We start from the raw sequence: 17,695 nt of genomic DNA, 5'->3' as shown, positions 1-17,695 counted from the left end.
GCCGCGCCGCCAGCGCCCCGCGACGAACGGTTCGCGACCGGGGATGCCGAGTGTCCCGCCGCAGGGCGGCGAGCGGTGGCCGTCGGCCAACGATCTGGCCGGTCACACCAAACCCGGGGTGAACGGGCACAGCCAGACCCAGGAGCCGCGGCCACCGTCCACTGTGGAGATTTCGGGAACGGCGCTGTTCAGCCCGATCCCCCGGGACGAGACGACACCGCCTCCGGCGCCGCAGCCGCGTCAGCCCGAACCGGAGCCCGCCGCCGAGCCCGAGCCGGTCGCCGAGGAGACGGCGAAGCCCGCCGCGTCCGCGCCGGCCGCGGCCGAAGACGAGCTGCCCAGCGGCAAGGAACTGTTCGAGGCCAAGAACAGCACGACGCTGAGCGAATGGTGGAGCCAGGCGACCACACCGCCCCCGGCCGCCTCACCGGCGCCCACCGCGTCGGAGACGACGCCGATCTTCGACGAGATGCTCTCGGCGTGGTTCCGTTCGCCCGCTCCGGACAAGCCCGCGGCCAAACCCTCGGCCAAGGAGAAGCCGGGAAAGAAGGAACCCGAAGAGAAGAAGACGGCCGAGCCCGCCGACGAAGCCGGTTCCGCCGCCGAGCAGGAAGCCCGCAACTGGGACTTCGCCAGTGACAAGGCTTTCCGCACGGTCCAGGAGGTTTCCCAGCACGCGCCGTCGACGTTCACCCAGGCCGGGTTGCCGCGCCGCCGCAAGGGTGAGCAGCTGCTGCCGGGCAGTGCGGCGTCGTCGGTCCCGGCCGCCGAACCCGCCGCCAAGTCGGACCTGCCGGTCCGCGACCCGGCGAACGTGCGCGGCAGGCTCAGCAGCTTCCAGCAGGGCGTCAAACGGGGCCGCAAGGAAGCGGCGGACAAGGCCGCTCCGGCCACCGCGCAGCTCCCCGCCACCCAGCCGGACACGACGCCGGAGCCGGCTCCCGCGAAGGCCGTGGAGCTGTCGGAGCCGGCGGATTCGGTGGAGACGGCCGCGCGTCCGGCTGCGTCGCCGGCCGCGTTGCCGAGCCGGAAACCGGAGAAGAAACCGCAGGCAGCGCCCCCGGAACCGGAACCGGTCTCCGCTGTCGAGGAGACCGATGCCTGGAACTTCGGCTCCGACGAAGGCTGGAAAGCCGCCCAAGCGGTGTCCCAGTCTGTGCCCTCGAGGATGACTTCGGCAGGATTACCCAGGCGCCGTCGCGGGGAGCAACTGCTCCCGGGCAGCGCGGGACCCCCCGCCGGGGCGGTCACCCCCCGACCACAGCGAGACGCGCACGACGTGCGCGGTCGCCTGAGCAGCTTCCAGCAGGGCATCCAGCGCGGACGGCACCACACAGCCCAGGCGACCGAAGGCAACCACGAAACCCTGGAGGGTGAATGACCTCGCCGAACCCGGCCCAGCCCCAGCAGAACCAGTTCGGGTGGCTGGTCAATGACTTCGCCGAGCGGGTACCCGGAGTGGCGCACGCCGTGGTCGTGTCGGCGGACGGCCTCCTGCTCACCGCGTCCAGCAGGCTTCCGCTGGACCGCGCCGACCAGCTGGCCGCCGTCGCGTCCGGCCTGGTGAGCCTGACCCAGGGCGCCGCGCGCTGCTTCGAAGCGGGCGCTGTCAACGAGACCGTCGTCGAGATGGAACTCGGCATCATGGTGCTGATGTCCATCAGCGACGGCTCGTGCCTGGCCATCCTCGCCGCCCCGAACTGCGACATCGGACAGGTCGCCTACGAGATGACGATGCTCGTCGATCGCGTTGGTCAGATACTCACTCCGGAACTCCGCGCACAATTGCAGGGCGCCGGTGGGTCGCTGATCGGCGAACCGGTGGGATGATGTCCCGATGAGCACCGGATCCGGATCCTTCGGCGACCCGCCGGGGACGGGTGAACACCAGCCTCCGTACCCGGGGGCTGCCCATGCTGCCGGTTCACGGGACGACGGCACCTTCGCCGACGTCTTGAACGGCTTCACCCTGGATTCGGGCCGTGGTCGTCGGAAGCGCAAGAAGAACAAGCAGTCCGAGGATTTCCCGGTGAGCGGAGCACACGCCGCCGGGGAATCGGCAGTCCCGCAGCCGACCGATCAAGGAGACCGCGTGACCTCACTTGCCTCTCCACCCGACAGCGGCGCAGGCGCCGTCGGGCCGAGACCAGGTGGTCTTTTCGACCCGGGTCCACCCAGTGGCGAGTTCATCATGCCCGCCGTCTTCGAGCAGGCGCCGTCGCCGCTCGAGGAGACGGCGATAGTCCGTCCCTATGCCCTCACCGGCGGCCGGACCAAGGCGAACTACGCTCTCGAGCTGGAGACCCTCATCTCCACCAAGGACCACGTAGCGGCGGGTAGCCTTCCCGCGGTGGCCGCGGACCAGATCGAATGCATTTCGATCATCGAGGAGTGCCGGACCCCGCGTTCGGTCGCCGAGATCGCGGCGACCCTGCGTGTACCGCTGGGTGTGGCACGCGTGCTGATCAGCGACGCGGCGGACGCGGGACTGGTCAGCGTGCACAAGACGATTTCGGGCAATGACGGCGCCGAGGCACATCTGGTGTTGATGGAAAGGGTTTTGAGTGGACTCCGTCGGCTTTAAGGCACCGCGGGACACCGCGCCCCCGACCATGACATCCGCGAAGATCGTCGTGGCGGGTGGCTTCGGTGCGGGCAAGACGACCTTCGTCGGGTCGGTGTCGGAGATCGTCCCGCTCACCACCGAGGCGATGATGACCGACGCCAGTCGGGGGATCGACAACCTCGACCAGACGCCCAACAAGTCGACCACCACGGTCGCGATGGACTTCGGCCGGGTGTCCCTGGACGCGGACCTGATCCTCTACCTGTTCGGCACGCCCGGGCAGCAGCGGTTCTGGTTCATGTGGGACGACCTCGTCCGCGGCGCGATCGGCGCCGTGGTGCTGGCCGACACGCGACGGCTGGCCGACTCGTTCGCGCCGATCGACTTCTTCGAGGACCGGGGCCTGCCCTACATCGTCGGGGTCAACACCTTCGACGGCATCCTCGAACACGACATCAACGACGTGCGTGAAGCGCTGTCCATCGACCCCAACATCCCGATCGTCCGGTGCGACGCGCGGGAGCGGGAGTCGACGAAGCAGACGCTGATCACCCTGGTCGAGTACGCGATGCGGCAGTGGATCGCGTTGCGCGCGAGCAACTCGAGGTGATCCCGACGGCGGCAGCGTAGGGGCTGCCGCCCCGGTTTCACGCCTTTTCGTAGGTCAGCAGGACCGCGCGCCCGTCCATCGTGCGGGTGCCGGTCAACCGCAGGTTCGCCCGGGCACCGCCCGCGAGCACTTGCTTCCCGCCACCGAGCACCACCGGGTGCACGACGACGTGGAACTCGTCGATCAGACCGTGGTGGGCGCACGCGGTGGCCAGTTCGGTCCCGCCGGTGAGCAGCAGATCCTTGCCCGGCCTCGCCTTGAGTTCGGTCATGCGCTCGGCGAGGTCGCCGTTGACGACCTCCGTGTCCCAATCCGCCTTTTCCAGTGTCCGGGAGACGACGATCTTCTTCGTCCCCCGCCAGATCGGCGCGAAATCCAGGACGTGCGGGTGGGTCGAGTGCTTCTCGGCCTCAGGCCAGAACGACGTCATCATCTCCCAGACGCGCCGCCCGTAGACGAAGGTGTCCGAGCGGTCGGCCAGTTCCTTGGAGTGGCCGGACAGTTCGGGACCCATCTCGGGCCAGTCGAACTCGCCGTTCGGGCCTTCGATGTTGCCGTCGACCGAGGTGTGGACGAAGTAGACGAGCTTGCGCATGGGGTGTTCCCTTCGGGTTGGCGCCCGCTTCCCGGGCGCCGGACACCTGGGGGTCGGAGCGGCGACGGCGTTCTCGACACGCCCTTCGCACATTCAGAGGACTAAATGCGGCGGGTTTCACGGCACGGCATTCCGTGAAGGCCTCCTTGAGGGACCCAGAGTCCCTCAAGGAGGCCTTCACGGACAGTCCGGCCGGCCGCCTCGGGCGCATCCAGAGGACTAAACGCGTTGGTCTCTGCATCCCGTGGTTGCCGCAAGGTGTGAAGGTCGAGTTTCCTTCGCTCAGCCGAGGGATGGGGGCCTTCACGCGCTTCCGAGGTGGCCACTGAGGTTCGTGGGGTTCCTGGGGCGCTTGTGAAAAGCCTGGCGGTTCCGTGAAGGCCTCCTTCACTACCTTGAGGGTAGGCAAGGAGGCCTTCACGGACTTGTGGCCGGGGTAGACCCCTCGCAGCGAAGCCGCCTCGGGCGCATCCAGAGGACTAAATGCGGCGGGTGCGGGCTCAGTACTCGTCGTGCCGCTTCCACCAGTGCCCGGGGCCGTCGGTCCCGCGGCTGGACTCCTCCCAGGCCTCCTGCCGCCCGAGCGGCGTCAGGTCCAGGTAGCGCAGCGTCCCCACCAGCTGGTCCCCGCCGCGAGCCGTGGTGAAGTAGGTGCGGAACACGTCGTCGCCGTCGCGCAGGAAGACGCTGACGCCGAACCCGCCGTCGATGCCGCAGTCCGCGTTGAAGCCGTCACGCGTGGAGACCCACGGGACGGTCCAGCCCATCCGTTCCTTGTACCGCTCGATCTCGGGCAGGGTCGCCGGCGCGACCACTGACAGCGTGGTGTCGCGGGCGTGGAGGTGCGCGAGGTGGCCGATGTTGTCCACGAGGAACGAGCAGCCGGGGCAGCCCGCCTCCTGCCCGGGGGCGAGCATGAAGTGGTAGACGATCAGCTGGCGTCGTCCCTCGAACAGGTCCAGCAGGGAGACCCGGCCCTGGGGGCCTTCGAATTCGTACCCGGCGTCGAAGCGGACCATCGGCAGCCGTCGCCGTTGGGCGGCGACCGCGTCCGCGGCGCGGGTCAGCTCCTTTTCCTCGGCCAGCAAAGCGTCTCGCGCGATCTGCCACTCGTCCTGCGAGACGATGTCCGGCAGTGTCGTGGTCTCAGTCATCCTTGTCGCCTTTCTGTAGTTCGGCCAGGTGCCGCTCCATCCGGTCGAAGCCGCCTTCCCAGAACTGCCGGTAGCGCTCGACCCAGTCGGAGACCTCGCCGAGCGGGGCGGCTTCGAGCCGGCAGGGCCGCCATTGCGCCGTCCGGCTCCGGCTGATCAAGCCCGCGCGTTCGAGGACTTTCAGGTGCTTGGAGACGGCCTGGAGGCTGACCGGAAAGGGCTCGGCCAGCTCGTTGACGCTGGCCTCGCCCGTGGAGAGGCGGGCGAGGATCGCCCGCCGGGTGGGGTCCGCCAAGGCGGCGAACGTGGCGCTGAGCTGATCAGTGGTCATCGCTGCTCAATCAATCGGTTGTTTAACCCTGAGGTTGAATGTACTGGTGTGAGTTGATCTGTCAAGGACGAGTGAGAGCGCCGTCACGCGAGTGGATGGGTTTAAAACAGTAGGAAGTCCTAGTATTTTGGAGGGATGAGCAGCGACCTGCACCGGCCCGTGAACCCCGTTCGGTTCGTGACGGCGTCGAGCCTCTTCGACGGGCACGACGCGTCCATCAACATCATGCGGCGCATCCTGCAGTCGCAGGGCGCGGAGGTGGTGCACCTCGGGCACAACCGGTCGGTCGACGAGGTCGCGACGGCGGCCATCGCCGAGGACGTCCAGGGCGTGGCCATCAGCGCCTACCAGGGCGGGCACGTCGAGTACTTCAGCTACCTGGTCGAGCTGCTCAACGAACGCGGCGCGGGGCACATCAAGGTGTTCGGCGGTGGCGGTGGCGTCATCGTCCGCGAGGAGATCGACCTGCTGCACTCGCGGGGTGTCGCCCGGATCTTCTCGCCCGAGGACGGCTACGAAATGGGCCTCCCGGGCATGATCAACCTGATGATCAAGGCCTGCGACACAGACCTGACCACGCAGCCGCCGGATTCGGTCGACAAACTGCTTTCGGGTGACATCCCGGCGCTGTCCCGTGTCATCACGCAGCTTCAGCGCGAGGCGCTGCCGCAGGCGTGGCTCGACAAGATCGCCGAAACCGCCAAGTCGCGGACGGTGCCGGTCCTCGGCATCACCGGAACGGGTGGTTCGGGCAAGTCGTCGCTCACCGACGAGCTGATCCGCCGGTTCCGGCTGGACCAGGAGGACAAGCTCCGCATCGCCGTGCTCGCCGTCGACCCGTCGCGCCGCAAGGGCGGGGGAGCGCTGCTCGGCGACCGCATCCGGATGAACTGCCTCGACGGCAGCCCGGTCTACTTCCGTTCGCTCGCCACCCGGACCACCAGCGGCGAGATCCCGACCGGGCTTTCCGAGTCGATCCTCGCCTGCAAGGCCGCGGGCTTCGACCTCGTGATCGTCGAGACGCCGGGTATCGGCCAGGGTGACGCCGGCATCGTCGACTACGTGGACCAGTCGCTGTACGTCATGACGCCGGAGTTCGGCGCGGCGTCGCAGCTGGAGAAGATCGACATGCTCGACTTCGCCGACGCGGTCGCGATCAACAAGTTCGAGCGCCGTGGCGCCGAAGACGCTCGTCGTGACGTCGCGCGCCAGCTCGTCCGCAACCGCGAGGCGTTCAGCTCCTCGCCCGAGGACATGCCGGTCTACGGCACGAGCGCCGCGAAGTTCAACGACGACGGTGTCACCGCGCTCTATCAGCACCTGCGCGACACCCTCGCCGAGCGCGGCCTGACCGTCTCGCCCGGCGTGCTCCCGAAGGTCGAGGGCAAGGTCTCGACCGACGCCAGCACGATCATCCCGGCCAACCGGACGCGCTACCTCGCCGAGATCTCCGACACCGTCCGCGGTTACCACACCAAGACCGAGCAGCAGGTCGCCGCGCTCCGCAAGCGCGAACACCTCGCCGCCGCCAAGGAGGCGCTGGCCGCCGTCGACGCGAGCACCGACGCGCTCGACGGGCTGCTCGCGGCCGCCGAGTCCGATGTGGACGGTGAGTCGACAAATCTGCTCGCCCGCTTCCAGGAACTCGCCGAGTCCTACCGCGCCGACGAACTGGTCGTGAAGATCCGCGACAAGGAACTGCACACCCAGCTCTGGCGCGACACGCTGTCCGGCAACCGGATCCCGCGCGTGGCGCTGCCGCGCTACACCGAGTCCGGCGAGCTACTGTCGTTCCTGCGACGCGAGCACCTGCCCGGATACTTCCCTTACACCGCGGGTGTTTTCCCGTTCAAGCGCGAGGGCGAGGACCCGGCGCGCATGTTCGCCGGCGAGGGCGACCCGTTCCGTACCAACAAGCGGTTCAAGCTCCTGTCGGCCGATTCCGACGCGAAGCGCCTTTCGACCGCGTTCGACTCCGTGACCCTCTACGGGCACGACCCGCACACCCGCCCGGACATCTACGGCAAGGTCGGTACCTCCGGCGTCTCCATCGCGACGCTGGAGGACATGGAGGTGCTCTACGACGGCTTCGACCTGACGTCGCCGAGCACGTCGGTGTCGATGACGATCAACGGCCCGGCGCCGACGATCCTCGCGTTCTTCCTCAACACCGCGATCGACCAGCGCGTCGAGGCGTTCAAGACCGAGCACGGCCGCGAGCCGTCCGAAGCCGAGGCCGTCGAACTGCGCGAATGGGCGCTGCGCAACGTCCGCGGCACCGTGCAGGCGGACATCCTCAAGGAGGACCAGGGGCAGAACACCTGCATCTTCTCCACCGAGTTCAGCCTGCGGATGATGGCCGACATCCAGGAATGGTTCATCGACCACGGCGTCCGGAACTTCTACTCGGTGTCGATCTCCGGCTATCACATCGCCGAGGCCGGGGCGAACCCGATCTCGCAGCTGGCGTTCACCCTGTCGAACGGTTTCACCTACGTCGAGAGCTACCTCGCGCGCGGGATGAACATCGACGACTTCGCGCCGAACCTGTCGTTCTTCTTCTCCAACGGCATGGACGCCGAGTACTCGGTGCTGGGCCGGGTCGCGCGCCGGATCTGGGCGGTCGCGATGCGGGAGCGCTACGGCGCCAACGACCGCTCGCAGAAGCTCAAGTACCACGTGCAGACCTCCGGCCGGTCGCTGCACGCGCAGGAGATGAGCTTCAACGACATCCGCACCACGCTGCAGGCGCTGTGCGCGCTGTACGACAACGCGAACTCCTTGCACACCAACGCCTTCGACGAGGCCATCACGACGCCGTCGGAGAGCTCGGTGCGCCGGGCGATGGCCATCCAGATGATCATCAACAAGGAATGGGGCCTGTCGAAGAACGAGAACCCGTTGCAGGGCTCGTTCATCATCGACGAGCTGACCGACCTGGTCGAAGAGGCCGTCCTGCTGGAATTCGACCGGATTTCGGAGCGCGGCGGCGTCCTGGGCGCGATGGAGACCGGCTACCAGCGCGGCAAGATCCAGGACGAGTCGATCCTCTACGAACGCCAGAAGCACGACGGCACCCTGCCGATCATCGGCGTCAACACCTTCCGCAATCCGCACGGCGGCGAGAACGACGTCGAGGTCGAACTCGCGCGGGCGACCGAGGACGAGAAGGTGTCGCAGCTGAACCGGCTGGAGGACTTCCAGCACCGGCACCACGCCGAGGCGCAGGTCGCGCTCAAGACGCTGCGCGAGGCGGCGACCCGCGGCGGCAACCTGTTCGGCGTGCTGATGGACGCGGCGAGGGTGTGTTCGCTCGGCCAGATCACCGAGGCGTTCTTCGAGGTGGGCGGGCAGTACCGGCGCAACGTCTAGCCGCCGGGAATATCGCGGGGCGTGTTCGGGTAGTTGCTGAACATGGAGATCGGAATCGCCACCTTCATCACCGATGAAGGCATCAGGCCGGACGTCCTCGCCGCGGCCGTCGAAGAGCGCGGGTTCAGCTCGCTCCACATCGCGGAGCATTCGCACATCCCGGTCAGCCGGGAAACGCCGTACCCGGGCGGTGGCGAGCTGCCGCGCGTGTACTACCGGACGCTGGACCCGTTCGTCGCGCTGACGGCCGCGGCCGGGGCCACGTCGAACCTGCTGCTGGGCACGGGTGTCGCGCTGCTCCAGCAGCGCGACGTCATCCACACGGCGAAAGAAGTCGCTTCGCTGGACCTGGTCTCGCGAGGCCGGTTCGTCTTCGGCGTCGGCGTCGGGTGGAACCGGGAGGAAATGCGCAATCACGGCACCGATCCGCGCACGCGAGGCGCCCTCGTCGACGAACAGCTCGCCGCGCTGAAGGAGATCTGGACCAAGGACGAGGCCGAGTTCCACGGCAAGCACGTCGACTTCGACCCGATCTTCGCCTGGCCCAAGCCGGTGCAGAAGCCCCATCCGCCGATCTACATCGGCGGCGCGGGGGAGAAGGCGATGGAGCGGATCGCGAAGTACGGCGACGGCTGGCTGCCGCACGCGCACACCCCGCCGGAGGAGCTTCGCCGGGCTCGCCAGTGGCTGGCCGACCAGGGCCGGACCGACATCAAGTTCTCGGCCTTCGGTGCCACGCCCGAGGTGGAGGCGCTGCGTTCGCTGGAGAGCGGAAGCGTCGACGAGGCGACGATCTTCCTGCCGACCGAGCCCGAAGCGGCGACACTGGAGCTACTCGACCAGTACGCGAAGGTCGCCGAGAGCTTTCGAAAGGGGCAGCAGGCGTGACTGAGGTGCAAATCGGCTTGGCGGCGGCGCTGGAGCAGTTCTCGCCGCGCGAGTCGATCCGGCTGGCGGCGCTGGCCGAACAACACGGGTTCTCCGGCCAGATGGCCGCCGACCACTTCCAGCCGTGGGTCCCTCAACAGGGTGAAGCTTCCTTCGTGTGGAGCGTGCTCGCCTCGTTGGCGGAGAACACCACCGGCGACCTCGGGCCGGGCGTGACGTGCCCGTCGTTCCGGCTGCATCCGTCGATGGTCGCGCAGGCCGCGGCGACGCTGGAGGCGACCTACCCGGGCCGGACCTGGCTCGGCATCGGCTCCGGTGAGGCGCTCAACGAGCACATCATCGGCGGCTACTGGCCCGAGGCGCCCGAGCGGGTGCGGCGGATGTTCGAGGCGCTCGAGGTCATCCGGAAGCTGTTCACCGGCAAGGACGTCAAGCACAGCGGCGAGTTCTTCAAACTGCACACCACCCGGCTGTGGACGCTGCCTGACGAGCCGCCGCCGATCTACATCGCGTCGGCCGGGCCGTACACCTCGCGCAAGACCGGTGAGCTCGCGGACGGGCTGATCACGCCCGGCGCGTCGATCGAGAAGCTGGCGGGGATCCTCGACAACTTCGGCACCGGCGCGCGCAAGGCGGGCAAGGACCCGGACTCGATGCCGAAGCTGCTGCAGGTGCACCTGTCGTGGGCCGAGGACGACGAGACGGCGTGGGCCAACGCGATGGACCAGTGGCCCAACGGCGGCATGAAGTTCCCGAAGGCCGACATCCGCTCGCCGTTCGACTTCGCGCAGATGGCGAAACTGGTGCGGCGTGAGGACTTCGAGGGCCGCATGGTCGTCTCGTCCGATCCGGACGTGCATCGCGCGGCGCTGCAGAAGTACGTCGACGCCGGCTTCAACCGGATCTACGTCCACAACGTGGGCCGGAACCAGGACGAGTTCATCGAGACCTTCGGCCGGGACGTGCTGCCCAAGCTGACCGCCTGACGCGCGCCGACGCTGCGATGAAGGGGCCTTTCATAGCAAAATTTGCTATGAAAGGCCCCTTCATCGCACGAGAAGCGCGCTGCGTCAGGCGTTCTTGTCCAGCAGCAGGTGCACCGACAGCTCCAGCCGGTTCGCGACGTCGGCGGCCGAAGCGCGCCGCGTCACCCAGGCGACGAGGTTCGCCATCCAGACGTCGGCGATGACGTGGAAGATGTCGCGATCGGCCTCGGTCGGGTCCTCGATGCCCATGGCCTTGGCGAACATGTTCTCCATCAGCCGCCCGACCTGCTCGACCTCGGCGGCCGCGGTGGTGTCGGCGAACATGAACGCGCGGACCATGGCCTCGGTGAGATGCGGGTCCCGCTGCATCATCCGGGTGTTGCGGCCGAGGACGAACATGAGCCGCTCGCTCGGGGTTTCGCCGGGGATGGCCGCGCGGTCCAGTTTCTCCTGCGCGCGTTCGAATTCCCTGGCCAGCCCGGAAACCAGCAGGTGGATCTTCGAGGGGAAGTAGCGGTACAGCGTGCCGAGCGCGACGTCCGCCTTCTCGGCGACCGCCCGCATCTGGACCGCGTCGTACCCGCCCTTCGCGGCGAGGGTGAGGGTCGCGTCGATGATGCGGCGCCGCCGGTCGCGTTGGGCCGCGGAGCCGAGCTCCTCGCCGCCCAGCGCGGAGAGACCGTTGCCGCTTCGAGCTTTCGCGCTCGTGGGTGCCTTGGCCTTCCCTGGCATCGCCACGTCCCCCTTCATCGAACGATCTTCGTAACTTGTTCCACTTTCTCCGCGTAGCGTACCCAAGCGGACGAACTGTTCAAGACGTGACCCACTGGGCAAGAAACTGTAACACGTTCTACACTCGCGGGTAGGTCCGACGAGGAGGTCCCACCCGTGTCGATCGCGCTCACCGAGGAACAGGCGGCGCTGGCCGCGTCGATCCGGGCTTGGGCGGCTTCCGTCCATCCGGTCGACTCCGTCCGGAGTGGCCGGATCGCCGAGCCGCCGCCCGGACTGGCGGAACTCGGCCTGTTCGGCGTGGCGATTCCCGAAGACGTCGGCGGCGCCGGCGGCACGCTCGTCGATCTGGCCGCCGGGCTCGCCGAAGCGGCCGAAGCGCTCGTGCCCGGTCCTGTCCTCGGGACGGCGTTGGGTGGCGCGTTGCTCGCGACGGTTTCCCAAGCGGCCAAAGAGATCCTGCCCGGTCTCGCGGACGGGACCGAGCGGATGGCGGTGGTGCTCGGGCGGGGCTTCCGTGTCACGGATTCGATGGTCGACGGCGAGTCGGGTCCGGCCCTCGACGTTCACCCTTCGGCATGGTTGCTGGTGTCCGATGGGGACTTCGCCGCGCTCATTCCACCTGGGACGTCCGGAGTGGACATCGAGGAGTGCGACCCGTTCGACGTCTCCCGGCCGGTCGGCCGTGTCCGGTGCGCGAGCGCGCGGCCCGAGGCCGTTTTCGACGCTCTGCCGGTGGATGCCTACGCCGCCACACTCGGTGCCGCCGAAGCCGCCGGGATCGCGCGATGGTGTCTTCGGACCGCCGTCGAGTACGCGAAGGTGCGAGAACAGTTCGGTCGCCCGATCGGGTCGTTCCAGGCGATCAAGCATCTGTGCGCGGAAATGCTCTGCCGCGCCGAAGCCACCGACGCACTGGCGTGGGACGCGGCGAGGGCGGCCGAAGACCCGGCGCAGCACGCCCTCGCGGCCGCGACGGCGGCGGCCTACGCCCTCGACGCGGCCGTGGCCAACGCGAAGGACTGCATTCAGGTCCTCGGCGGCATCGGATTCACCTGGGAGCATGACGCGCACTTCTATCTGCGCCGTGCCGTGGCCTTGCGGCAGTGGCTCGGGGGTTCCGCCCGCTGGCGGCGTCGCGCCGCCGAACTCGCGCTGCGCGGCGATCGCCGCACGTTGAGCGTCGAAGTCGGTGAAGACGCCGGACTCCGTGACCTGGTCGGCGAAATCGCCGCCCTGCCTGAATCGGGGCGGCGCGTCGTGCTGGCCGATGCGGGGTTGCTGGCCCCGCATTGGCCCGCGCCGTACGGCCGGGGCGCCTCCGCCGCCGAGCAACTCCGGATCGACGCCGCGCTCGCCGAAGCCGGCGTCCGGCGCCCGGATCTGGTCATCGGCGCCTGGGCGGTGCCGACGCTGCTGGAACACGGCTCCGAGGCCCAGCGCGAACGGTTCGCCGCGCCCACTTTGCGTGGCGAGATCACCTGGTGCCAGCTGTTCAGCGAGCCCGAGGCGGGCTCCGATCTCGCGTCGCTCCGCACGACGGCGCGGCGAACCGACGGCGGGTGGCTGCTCAACGGCCAGAAGGTGTGGACCTCACTCGCCCGCGAAGCCGATTGGGCGATCTGCCTGGCGCGCACCGATCCGGACGCGCCGAAACACAAGGGGATCACCTACTTCCTCGTCGACATGACCGCCGCCGGGATCAGCACGCGGCCCCTGCGCGAGATCACCGGCGACGCCGTCTTCAACGAGGTGTTCCTCGACGACGTCTTCGTCCCCGACGACATGGTGGTCGGGGAGATCGACGGCGGCTGGCGGCTCGCGCGGACCACGCTGGCCAACGAGCGCGTCGCCCTCGGCAGCGGATCCGCGGTGGGGGAGGGCGTCGAAAACCTGCTCGCCACCCTCGGCGATGGCGCGGACCTGGAGAAACTCGGCGAGCTCATCGCCGACGGGAGCGCGTGTTCGGTCCTGGATCTACGGGCGACGCTGCGGCGGCTCGACGGTCAGGATCCGGGCGCCGAGTCGAGCGTGCGGAAGCTGCTGGGCGTCCGGCACCGGCAGGCGGTGGCGGAATTCGCGCTGGAGGCGCTCGGCGAGGGCGCCCTCGTGGCCGGTGACCCGGCGCAGCACGAGTTCCTGCTCACGCGGTGCCTCAGCATCGCGGGCGGCACCACTCAGGTGCTGCTCTCGCTGACCGCTGAGCGGCTGCTGGGGCTCCCGCGCTCCTGACGGCCGGGTCGTGAAAGTCCCGGTCACGGCCGTTTCGAGTGTCATGAAAGGGGCTTTCAAGACGTTTTGTGTCCTGAAAGCCCCTTTCATGACACCGCCGCCCGACAGCTGTCGGTCCCGTGCTCTAGCGTGCGGGGCGTGGAGTTCGGCACAGGAACCCAAGCCACCTTCGTCCCCTCGGATCCCCCGCGGGACGGCGTGCTGGCGCTCTGGGGAGACGGCGTAGCGGGTGACACCGCGATCGAACTCGTGCTGCCGGTCGGGAAGGTCTTCCGGCGCACGAAGGTCGACGCGGCGCTCGTCCCGTTGTCACGCGCGATTCCCCGGCTGCTGACAGCCGAGGGCGATCTGAGTCCGGCCATCGCGGCGTGGTCGGCCGTCGCCGAGGCCGGGGTCAACCTCATCGCCCGAGGGAGGCTGCTGCCCGCGGCCTCGCCCGGCGGGGTGGATTCGTGGCGGGTCGGCCCGCTCGACGTCGCCGACGAGGAGATGCTGCGCGGTCTCGCCGCCGCGTTGCCGCCCGAGGCGCACGCGCTGCCGCTGTCCGGGCTGAAACGCATCCGGCTGCACTCGCCGGAGTCGTTGATCCGCGCGTTCTGGGACGCGACGGCGGACGTGCTGGTCCGCACGCCTGCCGCGAGTGTCGCGGCGGGCGGTCCGGCGTTCGCCTCGGCGGAGCCGACGCTGGTCGGGCCGGACGGCGCCGCGTGGCTCGCGGAACTGAGCGCCCGCCAGGCGCAGGGCGCGCATCTCGTGCTGCGTATGGAGGTGTACGAACCCGAGGACCCCGAAGGCGAGGCGACGTTCGCCGCCGTCGTCGCCGTGCGGAGCGCCGCGGATCCGAGCCTGATCGTCGAAGCGGCGACACTGTGGGACGCGCCCGAAGCCGTCTTGGAGCGGATGGGTGAGCAGGTCGAGACCCAGATGCTGCTCGGTCTGCGCCGCGGCGCCAGGGCGTGGGCTCCGCTCGGGCGCATTCTCCGGTCGGCCGCGCCGACCGAGCTGGCGCTGGAGTACGACGAGGTCGTCGACCTGCTGACCCACGGCGACGCGGCCCTCGGCGGCGCCGGTATCGAGGTGCAGTGGCCGAAGAACCTCTTCTCGGGCGAACTCAAGGCGAAAGCGAGCGCGACGCAGGCCCCGGGCAGTGTCACCGGGCCCGAGTTCACGCTCAAGAGCCTGCTGCAGTTCCGCTGGCGGCTGAGCCTCGGGGACGAGGAGCTCACCGACGCCGAGGTCACCGCGCTCGCGGAGGCGAAACGGCCGCTGGTGCGGCTGCGCGGCAAATGGGTCAAGGTCGACGCGCGCCTGATCGCCAAGGTGCGCGCTCATCGCGCGAAGAAGCTGTCCGGAGCCGAAGCGCTGGCCGCGGCGCTCACCGGCGAACTGGAACTGGACGGCGAGAAGGTCGAGTTCAGCGCCCCGTCGGCGTTGACCGGGCTGCTCCAGCGCATCCGGGAAAGCGCCGAAGAGCCGATCGAGCAGCCCGCGGAGCTGAAGGCCACCCTGCGGCCGTATCAGAAGGCCGGCCTCGCCTGGCTGGCCACGATGACCGGGCTCGGTCTCGGCGCGTGCCTCGCCGACGACATGGGGCTGGGCAAGACGATCCAGCTCATCTCCCTGCATCTGCACCGCCGTCCGCGCGGGGAGGGCCCCACGCTCGTCCTGTGCCCGACGTCGTTGCTGGGCAACTGGGAACGCGAGTTCGCCCGGTTCGCGCCGGACATCCCGGTGCGCCGGTTCCACGGCGGCGGACGGCATCTCGACGAGGTCGCGCCGGACGAGGTCGTGCTCGCCACGTACGGCGTTCTCCGCCGGGATCGCGCGGCACTGTCCGAAGTGGACTGGGGGATGATCGCCGCCGACGAGGCGCAACACGTCAAGAACCCGCTTTCGGTCACCGCCAAGGAGCTGCGGAAGATCCCGGCCGCCGCGAAGGTCGCCCTGACCGGAACGCCGATGGAGAACCGGCTCACCGAGCTTTGGTCCATTGTGGACTGGACGACGCCGGGCCTGCTCGGCTCGCTCGACGGTTTCCGCCGCAAGGTCGCCCGGCCGATCGAACGCGACCGCGACACCGCCGTCACCGAGCGGCTGGCCACGACCGTGCGGCCGTTCCTGTTGCGCCGCAAGAAGACCGATCCGGACATCGCGCCCGAACTCCCGCGCAAGACCGAGACCGACCGGTTCGTCCCGCTCACCGCCGAGCAGACGACCCTGTACGAGGCCGTGGTCCGGGAGAATCTCGCGATGATCCGCGAGCTGGACGGCGCGGCCCGGCGCGGACAGGTGCTGAAACTGCTCACCGAACTCAAGCAGATCTGCAACCATCCGGCGCAGTACCTCAAGGAACCCGGGGTGCTGCACGGCCGGTCCGGGAAACTCGCCGCCTTCGAGGAACTGCTCGACGTCATCCTCGACGAAGGCGACAGCGTGCTCGTGTTCAGCCAGTACGTCCAGCTGTGCCGCCTGCTGGAGAAACGCCTGGCCGAACGCGGGCTCCCGACGATGCTGCTGTCCGGGTCGAGCACGCCCAAGGACCGCGAGGACATGGTCGCCCGGTTCCAGGCGGGCGAGGTGCCGGTGTTCCTGTTGTCGCTCAAGGCGGGCGGCGTCGGGCTCAACCTGACCAAGGCCACCCACGTGATCCACTACGACCGCTGGTGGAACCCGGCGGTCGAGGACCAGGCCACCGACCGCGCGTACCGGATCGGGCAGGACAGGCCGGTCCAGGTGCACCGGCTGATCGCCGAAGGCACCCTGGAAGAGCGCATCGCCACGGTACTGGAGACCAAACGCGGGCTGGCCGACTCGGTCATCGGCGCGGGCGAGAACTGGATCACCGAGCTGTCCGACGACGAGCTCGCCGCCCTCGTCCGGCTCGGGGAGACCTGATGCCGGGCGTGACCGGCCGGAAACGGCGCACCTTCGGCAACACGTGGTGGGGCGCGGCGTGGGTCGAGGCGCTGGAGGAGCGTGCCAAGCTCGACCCGAACCGGCTCCCACGCGGCCGGACGTACGCGCGCAAAGACACGGTCAGCAAGCTCGTGGTCGGCGCCGGTGAGGTAACGGCCTGGGTGCAGGGCAGCCGGGCGGTGCCGTACCGGGTGACCATCCACATGCGGGCGTTCACCGACGCGCAGTGGGAAAGCCTGCTCGGTATGGCGGGTTCCCGGCTCGGGCACGTCGCCGCCCTGCTCGACGGCGAATTGCCCGGCGAGCTGGCCGAGGACGCGCGGGCCGCCGGCGCGGATCTGCTTCCCGGTCCCGGCGACCTCCGCCCGAAATGTTCCTGTCCGGACAGCGCGAATCCGTGCAAACACGTCGCCGCGGTGTACTACCTGGTCGCGGACGAGGTCGACGCCGATCCGTTCGTGCTGTTCCTGCTGCGCGGCAGGCCGAGGGAAGCCGTGCTCGCGGAACTGCGGGCCCGCCGGGCTCCCGCGAGCCAGCCGGGCAAGCGGGTGCGCGCCCCCGCTGCGCCGGGTGTCGATCCGAAACGCGCCTACACCCGGCGGATCGCCGCGCTGCCGCCGCGGCTGGCCGTCCCTGGCACGGTCGGACCGCCCGCGGTCCTCGACGTCGACCCGCCGCACCGCACCGGCTGGAGCAGCGACACATTCGCGGAACTGGCCGCCGATGCCGCCGCGAGGGCCTGGGAGCTACTGGTCATGGGGCCCGAGCGCGAGACGGAACTGTCGTTCGTGGAAGACCTGGCGCGGCGGGCGGCGGCAGTCGATCCCGGCGGTGTCGCCGACCTCGCCGAGGCGGCCGGGATCGCGGTGCGGGATCTGGCCGTCTGGGCGCAGGCCTGGAGTGAGGCGGGCCGGGGTGGGATGGCGGTGATCCGGGAGGTCTGGCGACCGGCGCAGGCTCCGCTCGCGCAGGCCAAGGCGGACTTCGCCGAGTCGGGGCTGCCGGGAACGCCGAAGACCTGGCGGAACCGGATCACCCAGGGCGATCTGCAACTGCGCTACGGCCGCGACGATAAGTGGTATCGCTTCGTGCGCGACGGTGAGGGCTGGCGGGTCGACGGTCCGGGGGCCGCGCGGCCGACGGACGTGATCTACCCGCCCTGACACCGGCGGCTCGGCCGAGGTGAAGACGTGACTCGCGTGCTTGAAGCCGTGACTCGCGTGATCAGAGCCGTGACTCGCGTGCTTGAAGGCGTGACTCGCGTGATCAGAGGCGGAACTCGGGTGTGCGGCCTCTGATCACGCGAGTTCCGG

At 69.3% G+C, this 17,695-nt stretch carries 13 protein-coding genes and 1 pseudogene; 10 read left to right on the top strand and 4 right to left on the bottom strand.

All coding sequences use genetic code 11. From position 1 onward, the window contains the following. From CFP71_RS05310 to CFP71_RS05295, 4 genes and pseudogenes are all read left to right on the top strand, one after another. A pseudogene (locus CFP71_RS05310) lies at positions 1-1,381 on the top strand (nitrate- and nitrite sensing domain-containing protein); the annotation flags it as partial. After that, a complete protein-coding gene (locus CFP71_RS05305; protein WP_005166055.1) occupies positions 1,378-1,830 on the top strand; it encodes a roadblock/LC7 domain-containing protein in 453 nt (150 codons plus the stop codon). The pseudogene CFP71_RS05310 and the gene CFP71_RS05305, both read left to right, overlap by 4 nt. Before the next feature lie 7 nt (positions 1,831-1,837). Beyond that, a complete protein-coding gene (locus tag CFP71_RS44595; RefSeq protein ID WP_208635883.1) occupies positions 1,838-2,584 on the top strand; it encodes a DUF742 domain-containing protein in 747 nt (248 codons plus the stop codon). A 28-nt stretch (positions 2,585-2,612) separates the two neighbouring features. Further along, on the top strand, positions 2,613-3,176 hold the full coding sequence (locus CFP71_RS05295; protein WP_020637517.1) for a GTP-binding protein: 564 nt from the start codon (positions 2,613-2,615) through the stop codon (positions 3,174-3,176). A gap of 37 nt (positions 3,177-3,213) precedes the next feature. Here the strand turns inward: CFP71_RS05295 and CFP71_RS05290 are convergent, their stop codons facing one another. From CFP71_RS05290 to CFP71_RS05280, 3 genes are all read right to left on the bottom strand, one after another. After that, positions 3,214-3,771, bottom strand: a complete 558-nt coding sequence (locus tag CFP71_RS05290) for a dihydrofolate reductase family protein (protein WP_093932693.1) — start codon at positions 3,769-3,771, stop codon at positions 3,214-3,216. A gap of 500 nt (positions 3,772-4,271) precedes the next feature. Beyond that, entirely contained in the window at positions 4,272-4,925 is a 654-nt protein-coding gene (locus tag CFP71_RS05285) for a DUF899 domain-containing protein (protein ID WP_093932692.1), read from the bottom strand. Continuing rightward, complete coding sequence (locus CFP71_RS05280; RefSeq protein WP_093932691.1) at positions 4,918-5,256, bottom strand: ArsR/SmtB family transcription factor; 339 nt, start codon at positions 5,254-5,256, stop codon at positions 4,918-4,920. Before CFP71_RS05280 ends, CFP71_RS05285 begins: the two co-directional genes overlap by 8 nt. A 135-nt stretch (positions 5,257-5,391) precedes the next feature. On the opposite strand from CFP71_RS05280, the gene icmF reads away from it, so the two are divergent. From icmF to CFP71_RS05265, 3 genes are read left to right on the top strand one after another with little or no spacing between them, the layout of a single operon-like run. After that, positions 5,392-8,628, top strand: coding sequence for a fused isobutyryl-CoA mutase/GTPase IcmF (icmF, locus tag CFP71_RS05275; RefSeq protein WP_093932690.1), 3,237 nt, complete (start codon positions 5,392-5,394; stop codon positions 8,626-8,628). A 42-nt stretch (positions 8,629-8,670) separates the two neighbouring features. Next, a complete protein-coding gene (locus CFP71_RS05270) occupies positions 8,671-9,516 on the top strand; it encodes an LLM class F420-dependent oxidoreductase (RefSeq protein ID WP_093932689.1) in 846 nt (281 codons plus the stop codon). Beyond that, positions 9,513-10,502 (top strand): TIGR03557 family F420-dependent LLM class oxidoreductase, encoded by a 990-nt coding sequence (locus CFP71_RS05265; protein ID WP_020637510.1) that lies wholly within the window; start codon positions 9,513-9,515, stop codon positions 10,500-10,502. The genes CFP71_RS05270 and CFP71_RS05265 overlap by 4 nt, the downstream gene beginning before the upstream one ends. 84 nt (positions 10,503-10,586) lie before the next feature. Here the strand turns inward: CFP71_RS05265 and kstR are convergent, their stop codons facing one another. After that, the gene (kstR, locus tag CFP71_RS05260) at positions 10,587-11,234 is read right to left on the bottom strand and encodes a cholesterol catabolism transcriptional regulator KstR (protein ID WP_093932706.1); all 648 of its coding nucleotides are present in this window, start codon (positions 11,232-11,234) and stop codon (positions 10,587-10,589) included. 156 nt (positions 11,235-11,390) lie between these two features. Between kstR and CFP71_RS05255 the strand changes: the two genes are divergently transcribed. The 3 genes from CFP71_RS05255 (at position 11,391) to CFP71_RS05245 (ending at position 17,545) form a co-directional block, all read left to right on the top strand. Then, positions 11,391-13,466 (top strand): acyl-CoA dehydrogenase family protein, encoded by a 2,076-nt coding sequence (locus CFP71_RS05255; RefSeq protein WP_093932688.1) that lies wholly within the window; start codon positions 11,391-11,393, stop codon positions 13,464-13,466. 129 nt (positions 13,467-13,595) lie between these two features. Next, entirely contained in the window at positions 13,596-16,361 is a 2,766-nt protein-coding gene (locus tag CFP71_RS05250) for a DEAD/DEAH box helicase (protein ID WP_167405999.1), read from the top strand. Continuing rightward, positions 16,361-17,545 (top strand): SWIM zinc finger family protein, encoded by a 1,185-nt coding sequence (locus tag CFP71_RS05245; protein WP_093932686.1) that lies wholly within the window; start codon positions 16,361-16,363, stop codon positions 17,543-17,545. The genes CFP71_RS05250 and CFP71_RS05245 overlap by 1 nt, the downstream gene beginning before the upstream one ends. Positions 17,546-17,695: the final 150 nt, after the last annotated feature.

The sequence above is a fragment of the Amycolatopsis thailandensis genome (genome assembly GCF_002234405.1).
In the GTDB taxonomy this organism is placed as follows: Bacteria; Actinomycetota; Actinomycetes; order Mycobacteriales; family Pseudonocardiaceae; genus Amycolatopsis; species Amycolatopsis thailandensis.
This window is presented reverse-complemented; position numbering and strand designations above follow the sequence as displayed.